The sequence below is a fragment of the Staphylococcus sp. SUC_1.2 genome (genome assembly GCF_026222585.1).
In genome coordinates this window covers 184,968-203,678 of record NZ_JANJPM010000001.1, presented here as the reverse complement: position 1 = coordinate 203,678, position 18,711 = coordinate 184,968, and the positions used below count along the sequence as shown (strand labels likewise).

The following is an 18,711-nucleotide window of genomic DNA, read 5'->3' as shown; positions in this document are numbered from 1 at the left end:
TAAGATTAAAATTATTTAACTATTAAAACAGGGATAGTAGCACGTTTAGCAACTTTATGACTAACACTACCTAAAACAAATTTCTTTTGTTGTTCAGCTTTACGGTTACTTAATACGACAATGTCATATTTACCACTATTTGCATGTTTCACCAATTCATCTTTTGGATTTCCACGAACGATAATTTGATCATAATTAATACCATAATCATCTAAAGTATGACGTGTGTGTTCAAGTCCTTGATCACGACGATGTGTCAATTTTTCGATGTGAGTCCCTCCTTTAATAGAGGCTTGGATGTCTTGTTCACCAATCGCATTCATGATTGTAACAACGGTACCTGGGCCAGCTAATTTTGAAATTTCTTTCAATGCTTTGTCATTTTTTAATTGAGTATCTACACCTAGTAATATGTTTTTATACATAGGTCATCCCTCCTTATATTTAATTATATAATTAGTGATTTAATATTTCCATCAAATTTATATTTTTATTATTTAAATTAACTTCATTTTTATACATTAAAAACAAAATGATACCGATATGTTAGTTTTTGATACTTTTGTCACATTCAAATCGATTTTTATAAATAAAAAAGTTATAATATATTAGACATTGTCTAAAAATGAAGAGGGTTGAAAATGACTAAACATGAACAAATTGTATCTTATATAGAATCATTAAATATAGGACAAAAAATTTCAGTTAGAAAAATAGCCAAAGTAATGAATGTTTCTGAAGGGACTGCTTATAGAGCAATTAAAGATGCTAGTCAACTTGGCTTTGTAACCACCATCGATAGAGTAGGTACGGTTCGGATAGATAAAAAGAGTCGCGAACAAATTGAACATCTTACTTTTCAAGAAATTGTGAATATTATTGAAGGTGACATCATAAGTGGGAAAAATGGTTTAAATAAAACTGTTAGTAAATTTGCAATTGGAGCTATGGAACTAAAAGATGTAGTAAAGTATATTGGAAATCAAACGTTATTGATTGTAGGTAACCGTCCTGAAGTTCAGATGGAAGCATTAAAAAGAGGAAGCGGTATACTTATTACCGGTGGATTTAGTACAGCTCAAAATATTATTGATTATGCAAATAAACAAGAGTTACCTATTATCTCTTCAAATTATGATACATTTTTAGTAGCTAATATCATTAATAGAGCCATGTATAATCAAATGATAAGAAAAGAGATACTTATTGTTGAAGATATCGTAAAACCTATCAATGATATGACGGTAGTGTTTGATGAAATGGGTTTAGACGACTATATTTCTCGTGCAAAAGTCACAGGACATTCTCGTTTTCCAGTAGTAAATAAAGATTGGAAACTTGTGGGAATTGTAACGAGTAAAGAAATTATTCATATGAACGAAGATGATAAGATTAATAAAGTCATGACAAGACGACCTATCAATGTTGAATTAACAACTACAGTAGCGAGTTGTGCTCATATAATGATTTGGGATGGAATTGAAATTTTACCTGTCACAACAAGAAATAAAAAAGCAATAGGTGTTATTACACGAAATGATGTGTTAAAAGCAATGCAATTAATTGGAAGACAACCTCAAATTGGAGAAACCATTATCGATCAAATTGCCAAACACATCTCAATAAATCATAATGAGACTTCTGTAAAAATTTCACCGGTTTTAACCAACCAATATGGTACGTTGAGTAAAGCAATATGTGTTGCAATTATTGAAGAAACAATTAAACATGAATTGCGTAAGTATAAAAAAGTAGATGTTATGATTGAAAGCTTGAATATCATTTATATTAAAAATGTCGCAATCGAAAGTACGCTTGATGTAAAGTATAACATGTTAGATGTAGGAAGAAATTTTGCTAAATTAGAGGTCATTATGACTTGTAAAAATGAGAAAGTTGCAAATGCAATGATTATATGTCAAATGTTTGAAGATATTTAAAATAGTTTTTGAAATTAAAGGAGAAAAGAAATGGTAGAAATTTTTAATAAAATAATGAATGAAATTGATAAATATGAAACTGTTATTATTCATAGACACGTTCGTCCTGATCCAGATGCATATGGTTCACAGTTAGGCTTAAAATATTATTTGCAACGTAAATTTCCAGAAAAGTCTATTTATGCAGTTGGGCAACCAGAATCTTCTTTAGCATTTATAGGGGATTTAGACAGAGTTAGAGATGATATGTATCAAAACGCTCTAGTGATTGTTTGTGACACAGCAAATGCACCTCGTATCGATGATCAACGATTTAATCAAGGCAAAGATTTAATTAAAATTGATCATCATCCTGCTACTGATCAATATGGCAGAATAAATTATGTAGATACTAATGCAAGTTCAACAAGCGAAATCATTTTTGATTTTATTACACATTTTAATGATATTAATATTATCGATGAATCTGTCGCACGTGTTCTATATTTAGGAATTGTCGGAGACACAGGTCGTTTTTTATTTAGTAATACCACACCACATACTATGAAGGTTGCTAGTCGTTTGCTAGAATTTCCATTTAATCATAATGAGATATTAAATCAATTGGGTGAGAAAGATCCAAAACTTATGCCATTCCAAGGATATATTTTACAAAATTTCCAATTAAGTGAAGATCATCAATATTGCCAAATAAAGATTACTAAAGACGTCCTAAACCAATTTCAAATTGCACCTAACGAAGCATCTCAGTTTGTTAATACCGTAGCGGATATCAAAGGTCTAAAAATATGGATGTTTGGTGTTGATGAAGGTGATCAAATTAGATGTCGATTACGTTCTAAAGGAATTACTATTAATGATATAGCTAATCAATTTGGCGGTGGAGGACATCCAAATGCATCTGGAGTTTCTGTTGAAAATTGGGAACAATTTGAGACTTTAGGTGAAGCCTTGCGCCAAAAACTATAAATTAGGAAAGGAAGTCATATATGTTTGTACATTTGAATATTCATTCAACATATGATTTATTATATTCAAGTTTAAAAATTAACGATGTTGTATCAAAGGCAAAAGAAAATAGATATCAAGCACTTGCAATTACTGATACGAACGTATTATATGGCTTCCCTAAGTTTTATGACGCATGTGTTAATGAGGGAATTAAGCCAATATTTGGAATGACTGTAATGGTTTCTGATGAAATTAGCACAATTGAAACAGTATTATTCGCAAAGAATAATGAAGGTCTCCATGCTCTGTATCAACTTTCTTCTGCGATTAATATGAAACAAAAGACTACGATACCCCTAAAATGGCTACAAAAATATAGTTATCATCTTGCTATTGTTTTTAAAGATGCTCATGCGTCTCATCAATCGTTAATTCAAACACTAAAGAATAATGAGTCAGTATTCATAAATCACACAAGTCAATTAGATTTTTCAGACGATAAAATTGTCTTTCTTAATAATGCAAGATATTTAAATCCTGAAGATGCAGATACAATACCTGCATTAAAAGCAATAAAAAACAATACAAAATTGGATTTAGTAAATGATATTAAGGATGCTCATGAATATTTTCCAACTAGTGAAAATATTAAAGCATTTCAATTGTCTGAAAAAATAATAGCTAATACACAGGCTTTAGCTGATGAGTGTAACGCAGAAATTCAATATCATCAAAATCTATTGCCTAACTTTAAAACCCCTAATCAACAAAGTACTAAATCCTATCTTTTAGAAAAGTTAAAATATAATCTTAAAGAATTTAAATTAGATAAAGATCAGCGATATATTGACCGATTACATCATGAATATTCAATAATAACGAATATGGGATTCGAAGATTATTTTTTGATAGTGAGCGACTTAATACATTTTGCTAAAACGCATGACGTGATGGTTGGACCTGGACGTGGTTCATCTGCAGGATCTTTAGTCAGTTACTTATTAGGTATCACGACTATTGATCCAATTAAATTTGATTTATTATTCGAGCGCTTTTTAAATCCAGAACGTGTCACTATGCCAGACATTGATATCGATTTTGAAGATACGAGAAGAGAAAAAGTGATTCAGTACGTACAAGAAAAGTATGGTCAATATCACGTATCAGGTATCGTCACTTTTGGTCACTTATTAGCAAGAGCTGTAGCGAGAGATGTAGGCCGTATTATTGGTTTTGACGAAAAAACGTTAAATGAAATATCGAATTTAATCCCACATCAATTAGGTATTACACTAGAAGAAGCCTATCAAAATGAAAAATTTAAAACATTTGTTCATAAAAGTTATCGTCATGAAAAATGGTTTGAAATTAGTAAAAAACTAGAGGGCTTACCACGTCATACATCTACCCATGCTGCTGGAATAATTATTAATGATAAACCATTGTATGATTTTGCTCCTTTAACAATGGGAGATACAGGTATATTGACTCAATGGACAATGACTGAAGCAGAACGATTAGGTTTATTAAAAATTGACTTTCTTGGTCTTAGAAATTTATCAATTATTCATCAAATTATCACTCAAGTAAAAAAAGATTTAAATATTGATATCGATATAGAACAGATCCCTTTTAATGATCAAAAAGTATTTAAATTATTATCTTTAGGAAACACTACAGGTATATTTCAATTAGAATCAGAAGGTGTTAGAAGAGTATTGATGGAATTACAGCCTGAACACTTTGAAGACATCGTTGCTGTAACATCATTGTATAGACCTGGTCCAATGCAAGAAATTCCTACATACATATCAAGAAGACATCGTCAAAGTGACATTAAATACTTACATCCTGATTTAGAGCCTATTTTAAAAAAGACGTATGGCGTCATTATTTATCAAGAACAAATCATGCAAATTGCTAGTCAATTCGCTAATTTTAGTTATGGTCAAGCAGATATATTAAGACGTGCAATGAGTAAAAAAAATAGAGCTATTCTAGAAAGTGAACGTCAACACTTTATTGAAGGGGCTGTAAGTAATAATTATGATGCATCAATTAGTGAACGTATTTTCGAACTAATATTAAAGTTTGCGGATTATGGTTTTCCTAGAGCTCATGCAGTGAGTTATTCCAAAATTGCATATATCATGGCTTATTTAAAAGTGCATTATCCAAATTATTTCTACGCGAATATTCTCAGTAATGTTATAGGTAATGAAACCAAAACGGCAATAATAATAGAAGAAGCTAAAACTCAAAGTTTAAATATTTTACCTCCAGATATTAATAAAAGTCATTGGTTTTACAAAGCGACAGAAAAAAATATTTATTTATCGTTGGGTGCAATAAAAGGTGTGGGATATCAAAGCGTCAAATCTATAGTAGACGAACGATCTGAAAATGGATTGTATAAAGACTTTTTTGATTTCACCAGAAGAATTCCTAAGAAAATTAAAACTAGAAAATTATTAGAAGCATTAATATGTGTGGGCGCATTTGATTCATTTGGTAAAACTAGATCAACACTATTATCTACAATTGATGAAGTTATTGATCAAGTTTCGAATGTTGAACAAGATGAATTTTTATTTAATATGTTAACACCAAAGCAAGCCTATGAAAATAAAGAGGAATTCAGTGATCAAATAATTAGTGCTTATGAAAAAGAATACTTAGGATTTTATATTTCTAACCACCCAGTTGAAAAATTATTTTATATCAAACAATATTTAGGTATATTTACGATTAAGAATAGCTTAGATTATCAACCTATACTTGTTCAGGTTAATCAATTTAAGCAAATAAGAACAAAAACTGGACAACATATGGCTTTCTTAGTTCTAGATGATGGTAGAACCACTATTGATGGTGTTTTGTTTCCAGATAAGTACAAACAATATGAGACAATGATTCAACAACAAAATGATATTCTAGTCGTTCATGGCAAATTTGAAGAACGAAATCAAAAGAGACAAATTATCATTCAAAATATGGATACAATTAACGACTTTGAAAATAACAAATTATCTCAAGCCAAACAAATAGTGGTTAGAAACGTCAATCAATTAGAAGATATTAAATCATTTTTAATAGATCAAACGACACATAACGATTTAGAAGTAGTTTTATTTAATGAAATGCAACAACAAACTCAATCTTTAGGATTTTTACAAAAAGAAATGGAACAAGTCGAAAGGTTTATAAAGATGTTCAAGCCAAGTGACATCAGAATTATATAACTTTTATATGCAAAAAAATTATGATATAGTTAATTGATGGTTATAAAGAAAAATTAATAATTTTATTGATTTTTTTATCTCTTGATTTATTAACATGTAGCATATAAAAATGATTTTTAAAATTGAACTTAATTGTTACAAAAATCTCTCTTTTCAAAAGTAATTTAATTATAAATCAACTAGAGATTGATTAAATGTCTTTAAGAGACGATGCATTACAAATGTATAAAGAGAATCAAGGTAAATTAGAAACTATACCTAATGTTAAAGTAACCAATACAGAAGAGCTAAGTTTAGCATACTCTATAGAGGCAGTAGAATCATGTAAAGAAATCTATGAAGAATCAAGGAAGTAGTGCTAAAGTAGTAGGAACGAGACGACCTTATTTTCGAAATCAAATTAATAAGATATTAGCTTTTCTAGGTGTTTTTAGAATTGTCTTAGATATTGAATCTACTCCTTTCGATTAAAGAGTGGCACCATCAGCGACACAAGATTTAACACAATCTGCTATGGAATGAGGTGTTATATGTATTGAAGTAGATTTCCAAGACGTATATGATAAAACAATGAAGTTAACAGATTTAAAATAAAGTAAGCGAATTTAAAAGTAACTATTTAAAATAACGAAATTATTGAGTGAGTTATGCGGAGGTTTACGCATGTTTAAAGATTTTTTTAATAGAAGTAGTAAAAAAAAGAAATATTTAACGGTACCGGATTCTAAACAAAATGACGTACCAGCGGGTATCATGACTAAATGTCCTAATTGTAAAAAAATAATGTATACAAAAGAACTAACTGAAAATTTAAATGTATGCTTTAATTGTGATCATCATATCGCACTTCCTGCATACAAAAGAATAGAAGCTATTTCAGATGAAAATTCGTTCAAAGAATTCGATAAAGAAATGACATCTTCTAATCCTTTAGATTTTCCTGGTTATCAAGAAAAAGTGGAAAAAGATCAAAAGAAAACGGGTTTAAATGAAGCCATCGTAACTGGTACAGCAGAATTAGATGGCGTGAAATATGGTATTGCAGTTATGGACTCACGATTTAGAATGGGAAGTATGGGTTCAGTCGTAGGAGAAAAAATCTGTAGAATCGTTGATTATTGTACTGAACATCGGTTACCATTTGTATTATTTTCTGCAAGTGGTGGTGCTAGAATGCAAGAAGGTATTATTTCATTAATGCAAATGGGAAAAACAAGTGTATCATTAAAACGACATTCTGATGCTGGATTATTATATGTTTCTTATTTAACACATCCTACTACTGGTGGTGTATCAGCTAGTTTTGCTTCTGTGGGTGATATTAACCTAAGCGAACCTAAAGCTTTAATCGGTTTTGCTGGACGTAGAGTTATAGAACAAACAATTAACGAAAAATTGCCGGAAGATTTCCAAACTGCTGAGTTTTTATTAGAACATGGTCAATTAGATAAAGTTGTGCATAGAAAAGACATGAAAGCAACACTTTCTGAAATTTTAAAACTACATCAAGAGGTGAAGACGAATGCTTGATTTCGAGAAATCTTTATATGAGATTAAAGAAAAGATTAATTCATTGAAGGAATCTCAAGAAAAAAATGACGTCGACTTACAAGATGAAATTGACTTGTTAGAAGCCTCTTTGGAAAGAGAAAGAAAAAAAATATATACCAATTTAAAACCTTGGGATCGAGTACAAATTGCAAGACTTCAAGAAAGACCTACAACACTTGATTATATTCCATATATCTTCGATTCATTTATTGAATTACATGGAGATCGTAATTTTAGAGATGATCCTGCGATGATTGGTGGAATAGGATATCTCAACAATCAACCGGTAACTATCATAGGTCAGCAACGAGGGAAAGATACTAAAGATAATATTTATCGTAATTTTGGAATGGCTCATCCTGAAGGTTACCGTAAAGCTTTACGCTTAATGAAACAAGCTGAAAAATTTAATCGTCCTATTTTTACGTTTATTGATACAAAAGGTGCATATCCGGGAAAAGCAGCTGAAGAACGAGGGCAAAGTGAATCAATTGCGAAAAATTTAATTGAGATGGCTTCTCTTAAAGTACCTGTGATTGGTGTTGTCATCGGTGAAGGTGGAAGCGGTGGTGCACTTGGTATTGGTATAACTAATAAATTATTAATGCTTGAAAATAGTACTTATTCTGTTATTTCTCCAGAAGGAGCGGCAGCATTACTTTGGAAAGATAGCTCTTTAGCAAAAATGGCTGCTGAAACGATGAAAATTACTGCAAAAGATTTACTGGAATTAAACGTGGTAGATGAAGTTATTAATGAACCACAAGGTGGCGCTCACAGAGACATCGTTTTTCAAGCAAAACAAATTAAACAATCTTTTATTCATCAGCTTAATGAATTAAATAAATTAGATGGACAAGCTTTAGCGAATCATCGATTTAATAAGTTTAGAAATATTGGTACTTTTATTAATTAGCACAGAATGACTAGAAATTTTAATTAAATTTCTAGTCATTTTTTTTATATAAATTAAATTAAAAATTTAAAACGTTTACATATATATAATCTATCAATATTAATGGAATAGATAATAAAATTATGGTAATTTATACATGAAGATTATTATAGTTAGGAAAGGGTATGTCGCTATGAAGAGAATTGCGGTATTAACAAGTGGTGGAGATTCACCAGGCATGAATGCTGCTGTTAGAGCAGTCGTACGAAAAGCAATTTATAATAATATCGAAGTTTTTGGTGTTTATCAGGGTTATCAAGGTTTACTTGATGATAATATCCACAAACTTGAATTAGGAAGTGTTGGAGATACGATTCAACGAGGAGGAACTTTTCTATATTCTGCTAGATGTCCTCAGTTTAAAGATGAGAGTGTAAGACAAAAAGGGATTGAGAACTTACACAAGCATGGTATTGAAGGACTTGTAGTAGTCGGTGGAGATGGCAGTTATAGAGGGGCTCAACGTATTAGCGAAGAAACAACCGATATAAAAACAATTGGTATCCCTGGAACAATTGATAATGATATTAATGGTACTGATTTCACTATTGGTTTCGATACAGCATTAAATACGATTATTGACTGTGTCGATAAAATCAGAGATACTGCTTCAAGTCATGCGAGAACTTTTGTTGTAGAAGTAATGGGACGTGATTGTGGTGATTTAGCACTGTGGGCTGGATTGTCAGTAGGTGCTGAAACAATCTTAGTTCCAGAAGAGCACACAGATATTAAAGATGTTGCTGAAAAAATTGAAAATGGTATTAAACGTGGAAAAAAACATTCTATCGTTATGGTAGCAGAAGGTTGTATGAGTGGCCATGAATGTGCAGAACAATTAACTAAATATATCAATGTTGATGCACGTGTATCTGTTCTTGGTCACATTCAACGTGGTGGTAGTCCATCTGGTGTAGATCGAGTGCTTGCTTCAAGATTAGGCGGTTATGCTGTAGAATTGTTAATGCAAGGTCAAACAGGATTCGGTGTAGGTATACAAAATAACCAACTTACAGCAACACCATTTGATGAAATTTTCAATAATGAAAGCCATAAATTCAACACTCGTATTTATGACTTAGCAAAAGAATTATCTATTTAATTTAGGAGGCTTTTATAATGAGAAAGACTAAAATTGTATGTACTATAGGACCTGCTTCAGAGTCTGAGGAAATGTTAGAAAAATTAATGAATGCTGGAATGAACGTTGCGCGTTTAAATTTCTCTCATGGTAGTCATGAAGAACATAAAGCACGTATTGATTCAATTCGTAAAGTATCTAAAAAATTAGGTAAAACTATTGGTATTTTATTAGATACTAAAGGACCTGAAATTCGTACACATGATATGAAAGACGGCTTAATTGTACTTGAAAAAGGTAAAGAAGTTATTGTGAGTATGTCTCAAGTTGAAGGTACACCTGAAAAATTCTCAGTCACATATGAAGATTTAATTAATGATGTTCAAATTGGATCATACATTTTATTAGATGATGGTTTAGTAGAATTACAAGTTAAAGATATTGATAAAGATAAAGGCGAAGTTAAATGTGATATCTTAAATACTGGTGAATTAAAAAATAAAAAAGGTGTAAACTTACCTGGTGTTAAAGTAAACTTACCTGGTATCACTGATAAAGATGCTGCAGATATTAAATTTGGTATTAAAGAAGATATTGATTACATTGCAGCAAGCTTTGTACGTCGTCCTAGTGATGTATTAGATATTCGTGAAATTTTAGAACAAGAAAATAATGATAATATTACTATCTTCCCTAAAATTGAAAACCAAGAAGGTATTGACAATATCGAAGAGATTTTAGAAGTATCTGATGGTTTAATGGTTGCGCGTGGTGACATGGGTGTTGAAATTCCACCTGAATCTGTGCCAATCGTTCAAAAAGATTTAATTAGAAAATGTAATAAATTAGGAAAACCTGTCATTACTGCAACTCAAATGCTTGATTCAATGCAACGTAATCCACGTGCAACAAGAGCTGAAGCAAGTGACGTTGCTAATGCAATCTATGATGGTACAGATGCAGTTATGTTATCTGGTGAAACAGCTGCAGGACAATATCCTGAAGAAGCAGTTAAAACAATGAGAAATATCGCAATTTCAGCTGAAGCTGCTCAAGATTACAAAAAACTATTATCTGATCGTACTAAATTAGTAGAAACATCATTAGTAAATGCGATTGGTGTATCTGTAGCACATACTGCTCTAAACTTAAATGTTAAAGCAATTGTAGCTGCAACTGAAAGTGGTTCAACAGCGATTACAATCTCTAAATATCGTCCACATTCAGATATTATTGCAGTAACACCTAGTGAACATACTGCAAGACAATTAGCACTAGTATGGGGTGCATATCCAGTTGTTAAAAAAGGACGTAAAACAACAGATGATTTATTAAATAATGCAGTAGCAACAGCTGTTGCTACTGAAAAAGTTGGTAATGGTGATTTAATTATCATTACTGCTGGCGTTCCAACTGGTGAAAAAGGTACGACTAATATGATGAAATTACATTTAGTAGGTGATGAAATTGCTAAAGGTCAAGGTGTTGGTCGTGGATCAACAACTGGTAAAACAGTGATTTCTAAAACTGCTAGTGATTTAGAAGGAAAAGATTTAAGTGAATCAATTATTGTAACTAATTCAGTAGACGAAAGCTATGTTCCATATGTCGAAAAAGCTGCAGGTTTAATTACTGAAGAAAACGGTATAACATCACCAAGTGCAATCGTTGGGCTTGAACAAGGTATCCCAACTATTATTGGTGTTGAAAATGCAACTAAAGAATTGAAAAATGACTTATTAGTTACTGTTGATGCAAATCAAGGTAGAATTTTTGAAGGGTATGCGAATGTCCTTTAATTAAACAACTGTATAAGCATGTTTAATTAAAAAGCTAGAAGAGCGAGAATAACCACGGTAGTGGATAAAATTCTCGCTCTTTTTTATATTATTTAAACATACTAAAAAAAGTGGAATAGAATCGTATTCGTCGTCCCACCTTGCGTTGAACGTAGATTTTCATTAAGAAAATCTCTATGTTGGGGATATTAGTGTTTAAAAATGCTTATTACAAGAGTATTTCAATTCAGACATCGACTGCATTAACATAAAAATGACTGGAACATTATTAATTGTTCCAGTCATTTTTTATATTGATATTTTAATGTTATTTTGCTACTTTTTTATATCTTAAATACATAATACCTAAAATAATAAACCAAATAGGTGTTAAGAAAATAGCGTTTCTTGTTGTCGCATTTACAAATAGTAAACAAAACACAAATATGAAGAATGCTAAAATAATATAGGCCATATATTTTCCACCAGGAAGTTTGAATTTTGCTTTTTTATGTAATTCAGGATTTTTTCTATGATAATTAATATAAGCCCAAATAATTAAAGCCCACACGATAATAAATAATACCGTTGAAATTGTTGTAACATATGTAAATACTAGCGTTGCATTTGGGAAAATATAGTTTAATAATGCTGTCACCAATAATAACGCAGATGATACTATAATTGCGATATGTGGTACACCTTGTTTGTTAGTACTTTTAAATATAGAAGGCGCTTGTTTTTGTTCAGATAATCCAAATAACATACGACTATTTGAGAAGATACCACTATTACAAGATGAAGCAGCAGCAGTTAGAACTACAAAGTTAATTAATCCAGCTGCAAACGGAATACCAATTAATGAGAACAATCTAACAAATGGGCTCTCATTTGGATCCACTTTGTCCCAAGGAATAATAGACATAATGACTGCTAAAGCACCTACATAGAAAATTAAAATTCTAATTGGTACTGCATCTATAGCTTTAGGTATTGTTTTTTCTGGATCTTTAGTTTCACCAGCGGTTACCCCAATCATTTCAATACCAACAAATGAGAATAAAGCCATTTGGAATGACATAAAGAAACCAGAGGTTCCATTGGTAAAAATACCATGTTTATAAAGATTAGTTAAACTTGCATGTCCAAATTGAGTTTTATAAGCAAATAAAATCATTATTGCACCAATGACGATTAAAGCTATAATAGTTATAATTTTAATAATAGCAAACCAGAATTCTAATTCTCCAAATAATTTTGCACTTAATAAGTTAAAAACCATTAATATTAATACGCAAAACAGAGCAGTAATCCAGTTTGGTATAGTTGGAAACCAGAAACTAATATATTTAGCAACTGCAGTTACTTCTGCCATTCCCGTTATAATCCAGCATAACCAATATGTCCATCCAGTAACGAATCCTGCAAACGGTCCAATATACTCGTTTGTTACATCAGCAAATGATTTAAAACGAGTATTTTGAATGATGATTTCTCCAAGACCTCTCATAAACATAAATAGCATGAATCCAATAATGATATAGGTTAATAGAATAGAAGGTCCAGTCATAGCTATAGTTTGACCTGCACCTAAGAATAATCCAGTTCCGATAGCGCCACCAAGAGCAATCAATTGTACATGACGATTACTTAATCCTCTTTGTAATTTTTCTTCTGCCATAAGACAACTCCCTTACATTTAATTAATATTAATTATGCACTTATATATTAAATTCGACAATTATTTTTCTAAATTTTTTCTAAAAATTTTATTAACATTGAGTTAATAAAAAATAATCATTGTTGATAAATAATTAAAATATTCATTATTTTCACATAAGCCAACCTTGTCTTACTATTCATAAATAGCTTTATAACAATTTTTACAATCATTATAATTAAAATTAATATATAAATAATTTACTAATGAAAATTTAAACCACATATATAATTATTCACAAAACTTATAATTTTAGATATACTATTTATGAAAGCCATTACATTATGTAAAAGAAAAGGGGAATTACTTATGGCAGAATTACAAAAAGGTTTAGAAGGGGTTATCGCAGCAGAAACTAAAATTAGTTCAATTATTGACAGTCAATTAACTTATTCAGGATATGATATTGATGATTTAGCTGAAAATGCTCAATTTGAAGAAATCATGTTCTTATTATGGAATTATAGATTACCAACACAAGAAGAACTTGAAGAATTAAAAGAGAAACTTAAACAATATATGACATTAAATCCAAGGGTATATAAGCATTTTGAAGAATATGCTACGGATGATGTACATCCAATGACTGCATTACGTACTTCTGTTTCTTATATTGCACACTTTGATCCAGATGCTGAAGAGGAAACAGATGAAAGTCGAAAAGATCGAGCTATTCGTATCCAAGCAAAAATTGCATCATTAGTTACAGCGTTTTCACGCGTACGAGAAGGAAAGGAACCTGTTAAGCCCAATTCTGATTTAAGCTATGCAGCAAACTTCTTGTATATGTTAAAAGGGGAATTGCCATCTGATACTGAAGTTGAAGCTTTTAATAAAGCTTTAATATTACATGCTGATCATGAACTTAATGCTTCAGCATTTACAGCAAGATGCGCAGTATCATCTTTATCTGATATGTATTCAGGTATTGTAGCAGCAATTGGTTCATTAAAAGGACCTTTACATGGTGGAGCAAATGAACAAGTTATGAAAATGCTATCAGAAGTTAAATCACTTGATGAAGTAGATAATTATTTAGATAAGAAACTCGCTAACAAAGAAAAAATCATGGGATTCGGTCATCGTGTATATAAAGAGGGAGATCCACGTGCTAAGTACTTAAAAGAGATGAGTCGAAAAATAACTTCTGAAACTGGACATAACGAATTATATGAAATTTCTCTTGCAATTGAAAAGCGTATGCACGATGAAAAAGGTTTAATTCCAAATGTAGACTTCTTTAGCGCAACTGTTTATCATAGCATGGAAATTCCACACGATATTTTTACACCTATCTTTGCTGTGAGTCGTACTGCAGGATGGACCGCGCATATTTTAGAACAATATCGTGATAATCGAATTATTCGTCCACGTGCAAAATATGTTGGAGAAACAAATCGTAAATATGTACCAGTAGAAGAAAGATAAAATATTTCAAAATTTAATTTATGGAGGCTTTTATAATGGCAGCTGAAAAAATTACTAGAGCAAATGATGAATTATTAAATGTACCTAATGAACCAATTATTCCATTTATTATTGGGGATGGTATCGGTCCTGATATTTGGAAAGCAGCTAGTCGTGTTGTTGATGCGGCGGTTGAAAAAGCATATAACGGTGAAAAGCGTATTGAGTGGAAAGAGGTATTAGCTGGTCAAAAAGCGTACGATGAAACTGGTGAATGGTTACCACAAGAAACTTTAGATACCATCAAAGAATACTTAATCGCAATTAAAGGACCATTAACTACACCAATTGGCGGAGGCATTCGTTCTTTAAATGTAGCATTAAGACAAGAATTAGATTTGTTTACTTGTCTTCGTCCAGTACGTTGGTTTAAAGGTGTACCTTCACCAGTAAAACGTCCTCAAGATGTTGATATGGTTATCTTCCGTGAAAATACTGAGGATATTTATGCTGGAATTGAATTTAAAGAAGGAACAGAAGAAGTTAAAAAAGTTATTGACTTCTTACAAAATGAAATGGGTGCTACAAATATTCGTTTTCCCGAAACTTCTGGTATTGGTATTAAACCAGTTTCTAAAGAAGGAACCGAACGTTTAGTAAGATCAGCTATTCAATATGCAATTGATAATAACCGTAAATCAGTAACATTAGTTCACAAAGGTAATATTATGAAGTTTACAGAAGGATCATTTAAACAATGGGGTTATGATTTAGCTCATAACGAATTTTCTGATAAAGTATTTACTTGGCAACAATATGATGACATTGCTGAAAAAGATGGTAAAGATGCTGCAAATGACGCACAACAACAAGCTGAAAAAGACGGTAAAATTATTATTAAAGATTCAATAGCAGATATTTTCTTACAACAAATTTTAACACGTCCAGCAGAACATGATGTAGTAGCTACAATGAACTTAAATGGCGACTATATCTCAGATGCACTTGCTGCACAAGTAGGAGGAATCGGTATTGCTCCTGGTGCTAATATTAACTATGAGACAGGGCATGCTATTTTTGAAGCAACACATGGTACAGCACCAAAGTATGCTAACTTAAATAAAGTGAATCCATCATCTGAATTATTAAGTTCTGTATTAATGTTAGAACATTTAGGATGGCAAGAAGCGGCTGATAAAATTACTGATGCTATTGAAGCTACAATTGCTTCTAAAATTGTGACATATGATTTTGCTCGCTTAATGGACAGAGCTACTGAAGTATCAACTTCAGAATTTGCCGATGAATTGATTAAAAACTTAAAATAATATTTATTTTGATAAAACAGTCTAAGATGGATTTTGATGTCTTAGACTGTTTTTGTTCATTATTAATAAATATCAAAACAAGATTAACGAAAAATATTCTTAACAAATTGAAAATAATAAGTAAATGTTAAGTTTATGTAAATTCAATATGTTGTATGTTATTTTTATTTAAATTTCAGTTATAATAAAATTGAAATTGTTAATTCTATTTAGGGAGGCAAATCATGTCACAAAAAGTATTAGTGGTTGATGACGAGCAATCAATAGTAACGTTACTAAAATATAACTTAGAAACAGCAGGTTATATTGTAGATGTAGCGTATGATGGTGAAGAAGCACTCAAAAAAGTTAAAGAGGTTAAACCTGAACTGATTGTATTAGATGTCATGTTACCTAAAAAAGATGGAATAGAAGTATGTAAAACGATTCGATCTGATAAAAATCTTGTACCTATTTTAATGTTAACGGCTAAAGATGATGAGTTTGATCGTGTTTTAGGCTTAGAATTAGGTGCTGATGATTACATGACTAAACCTTTCTCTCCAAGAGAAGTTGTAGCAAGAGTAAAAGCTATTTTAAGACGCTCTCAAATTGCTAATGAAGTCGTAAAAGATGACGTGGAGGATGAAGATATTGTAATTGATAATATTAGAATTCGTCCTGAATTCTTTGAAGTCTATAGAGATGATACCTTGCTTGAACTTACTCCTAAAGAATTTGAGTTATTACTTTATCTTATTGAACGTCAAGGACGCGTAATTACTAGAGAACATATGTTAAATTCAGTGTGGAATTACGAGTTTGCAGGAGATTCAAGAATTGTAGATGTTCATATTAGTCATTTAAGAGATAAATTAGAAGAAAATCCTAAACAACCTAAGTTGATAAAAACAGTTCGTGGATTGGGTTATAAATTAGAAAGACCTAAAGCTTAATGATTAAATTTCATCATAGATTATTACTTCTACTATGTACAATCACAATTATTAGTTTTATAGGCTTAGGTGCAATTCTTCATCATACGATTTATCAGATATTATCAGATACTCAAACTAGAGAATTAAATCATTTATCAGAAAATATCGTAAATTTAAATAAGCGAAATAAACAAGCAGACATTCAGCGTATAGCACAAAATCAAAATTTGGTTGTTAAAATTTCTGAAAATGGACATGTGTTATATCAAACTGGCAATCAACATCAAATTAATCATACTATTGATAATGCAGCTAATCCTTCGAATATTATATATCATAAAAATAAGGATAAGGTGGATTACACATTTAAAAATACTGTAAGTAATCAAACAATATACATAAGTGGTATTAATACTGAAATTTTAGATTTACAAAAAAATATGTGGAAGTACTTATCATTAATTGGAATCATTGTGTTATTTGCTATTTATTTAGCTGTAAGAAGCATTAATCGCACCTATATACGACCAATCAACGAAGTTACTTATGCGACATCTTTAATTGCAGATGGATATTATCATGTTAGAGTACCTGAAAGTAATGTGAAAGAAACAAAAGCATTATTTGTTACTACCAATGATTTAGCAAGACGATTGCAAAAATTAAATAATAAACAAAAAATGCAATCTAATCGCCTTAAAACAACATTAGAAAATATTCCTAGTTCGGTATTAATGATAGATAAACAAGGTGAAATTGTTATTGCAAACCATGCTTATTACGAGGTGTTCAAACCAGATAGTAAAGTCGAAAATAAAGATTATACTGTACATTTAGATAAAGAAATTCAACATCTTATTATTGAAAGCTTTAAAACTGAAAAACCGTTGCATGAACAAATTGAGTTATACATTAATGATGTTCATCAAAAATATTTTGATGTTTCTTGTATTCCCATTTTAAGTAAATCAAAAAAGAAACTTCAAGGTATGGTTGTAGTATTACATGATATCACTAATCTAAAAAAATTAGAGAATTTGAGACGTGAGTTTGTTGCAAATGTTTCACATGAACTTAAAACTCCAATCACTTCAATTAAAGGATTTGCAGAAACCTTAATTGAAGGTGCAAAGAATGATGAACAATCCCTTGATATGTTTTTAAATATTATTTTAAAAGAATCAAATCGTATAGAATCACTTGTCATGGATTTATTGGATTTATCTCATATTGAACAACAAACTGAGATTGAGACTACTTATGTTAATCTTTCAGATTTAGCACATAATACAATCCATAATCTACAAACTCAAGCTAAGTATAAAAATATCGCTATTAAATCTGAAATAGAAAATGATGTTATTATTAAAGCGCATGAAGGAAAATTGTCTCAAGTTATCACGAATTTACTTTCAAATGCCATTAACTATTCATATGAAAATAATAAAGTTATTGTTAGAGTTTACAGAGAAGATATAAAAGTTAATCTAGAAATCCAAGATTATGGCATTGGGATAGACAAAAAAGATCAAAAGCATATTTTTGAGAGATTTTATAGAGTAGATAAAGCAAGAAGTCGTGACTCTGGTGGAACAGGTTTAGGATTATCGATTACAAAACATATTGTAGAAGCACTTCACGGTACCATTATGGTCGAAAGTGAACTGAATAAAGGATCGCTATTTAGAGTCTCATTTATAGATAAAATCGAATAACTATTTTGTCCTACAAGTTTAGGTCATCCACACTTTAAAATACTTTTTTATGTTTTTAGGATTTTAAAGGGACCTAAACTTGTAGGATTTTATTTTTTGACATTCGTAAAATATCGTTCAGTCGTT

Annotated in this window: 14 protein-coding genes and 1 pseudogene; 13 read left to right on the top strand and 2 right to left on the bottom strand. The window is 30.7% G+C overall.

Features of this window, described 5'->3' with window-relative positions; translation table 11 throughout:
- Positions 1-11: 11 nt before the first annotated feature.
- Complete coding sequence (locus tag NR218_RS01025) at positions 12-425, bottom strand: universal stress protein (RefSeq protein ID WP_048679566.1); 414 nt, start codon at positions 423-425, stop codon at positions 12-14.
- Positions 426-641: 216 nt separating this feature from the next.
- On the opposite strand from NR218_RS01025, the gene NR218_RS01020 reads away from it, so the two are divergent.
- The 9 genes and pseudogenes from NR218_RS01020 (at position 642) to pyk (ending at position 11,519) form a co-directional block, all read left to right on the top strand.
- Entirely contained in the window at positions 642-1,940 is a 1,299-nt protein-coding gene (locus NR218_RS01020) for a DRTGG domain-containing protein (protein WP_172473607.1), read from the top strand.
- A gap of 30 nt (positions 1,941-1,970) precedes the next feature.
- Positions 1,971-2,909: a DHH family phosphoesterase gene (locus NR218_RS01015; protein WP_048761533.1), complete on the top strand. Its 939-nt coding sequence runs from the start codon at positions 1,971-1,973 to the stop codon at positions 2,907-2,909.
- A 20-nt stretch (positions 2,910-2,929) separates the two neighbouring features.
- A complete protein-coding gene (locus tag NR218_RS01010) occupies positions 2,930-6,133 on the top strand; it encodes a DNA polymerase III subunit alpha (protein WP_265883201.1) in 3,204 nt (1,067 codons plus the stop codon).
- A 194-nt stretch (positions 6,134-6,327) separates the two neighbouring features.
- Positions 6,328-6,486, top strand: a pseudogene (locus NR218_RS01005) (NAD-dependent malic enzyme); the annotation flags it as partial.
- Positions 6,470-6,604: a hypothetical protein gene (locus tag NR218_RS01000; protein WP_265883200.1), complete on the top strand. Its 135-nt coding sequence runs from the start codon at positions 6,470-6,472 to the stop codon at positions 6,602-6,604. The pseudogene NR218_RS01005 and the gene NR218_RS01000, both read left to right, overlap by 17 nt.
- A gap of 192 nt (positions 6,605-6,796) precedes the next feature.
- Positions 6,797-7,663 carry an acetyl-CoA carboxylase, carboxyltransferase subunit beta gene (gene accD, locus NR218_RS00995; protein ID WP_172473610.1) on the top strand — a complete coding sequence of 289 codons (867 nt, stop codon included), beginning with the start codon at positions 6,797-6,799 and terminating at the stop codon, positions 7,661-7,663.
- Positions 7,656-8,600 carry an acetyl-CoA carboxylase carboxyltransferase subunit alpha gene (locus NR218_RS00990; protein ID WP_172473611.1) on the top strand — a complete coding sequence of 315 codons (945 nt, stop codon included), beginning with the start codon at positions 7,656-7,658 and terminating at the stop codon, positions 8,598-8,600. Before accD ends, NR218_RS00990 begins: the two co-directional genes overlap by 8 nt.
- A gap of 172 nt (positions 8,601-8,772) precedes the next feature.
- The gene (gene pfkA / locus NR218_RS00985; RefSeq protein ID WP_172473613.1) at positions 8,773-9,741 is read left to right on the top strand and encodes a 6-phosphofructokinase; all 969 of its coding nucleotides are present in this window, start codon (positions 8,773-8,775) and stop codon (positions 9,739-9,741) included.
- Positions 9,742-9,758: 17 nt separating this feature from the next.
- Complete coding sequence (gene pyk / locus NR218_RS00980; RefSeq protein WP_172473614.1) at positions 9,759-11,519, top strand: pyruvate kinase; 1,761 nt, start codon at positions 9,759-9,761, stop codon at positions 11,517-11,519.
- A 307-nt stretch (positions 11,520-11,826) separates the two neighbouring features.
- Here the strand turns inward: pyk and NR218_RS00975 are convergent, their stop codons facing one another.
- On the bottom strand, positions 11,827-13,179 hold the full coding sequence (locus tag NR218_RS00975; protein WP_172473615.1) for an amino acid permease: 1,353 nt from the start codon (positions 13,177-13,179) through the stop codon (positions 11,827-11,829).
- Positions 13,180-13,527: 348 nt separating this feature from the next.
- Between NR218_RS00975 and NR218_RS00970 the strand changes: the two genes are divergently transcribed.
- The 4 genes from NR218_RS00970 to pnpS all read left to right on the top strand — a co-directional run bounded on the left by NR218_RS00970 (position 13,528) and on the right by pnpS (position 18,585).
- Positions 13,528-14,646: a citrate synthase gene (locus tag NR218_RS00970; RefSeq protein WP_049418483.1), complete on the top strand. Its 1,119-nt coding sequence runs from the start codon at positions 13,528-13,530 to the stop codon at positions 14,644-14,646.
- Between the two features lie 35 nt (positions 14,647-14,681).
- Positions 14,682-15,953, top strand: a complete 1,272-nt coding sequence (gene icd, locus NR218_RS00965; protein WP_017176130.1) for an NADP-dependent isocitrate dehydrogenase — start codon at positions 14,682-14,684, stop codon at positions 15,951-15,953.
- A 224-nt stretch (positions 15,954-16,177) separates the two neighbouring features.
- Complete coding sequence (locus tag NR218_RS00960; RefSeq protein ID WP_017176131.1) at positions 16,178-16,888, top strand: response regulator transcription factor; 711 nt, start codon at positions 16,178-16,180, stop codon at positions 16,886-16,888.
- Positions 16,888-18,585: a two-component system histidine kinase PnpS gene (gene pnpS, locus NR218_RS00955; protein ID WP_019835443.1), complete on the top strand. Its 1,698-nt coding sequence runs from the start codon at positions 16,888-16,890 to the stop codon at positions 18,583-18,585. The genes NR218_RS00960 and pnpS overlap by 1 nt, the downstream gene beginning before the upstream one ends.
- Positions 18,586-18,711 lie beyond the last annotated feature (126 nt).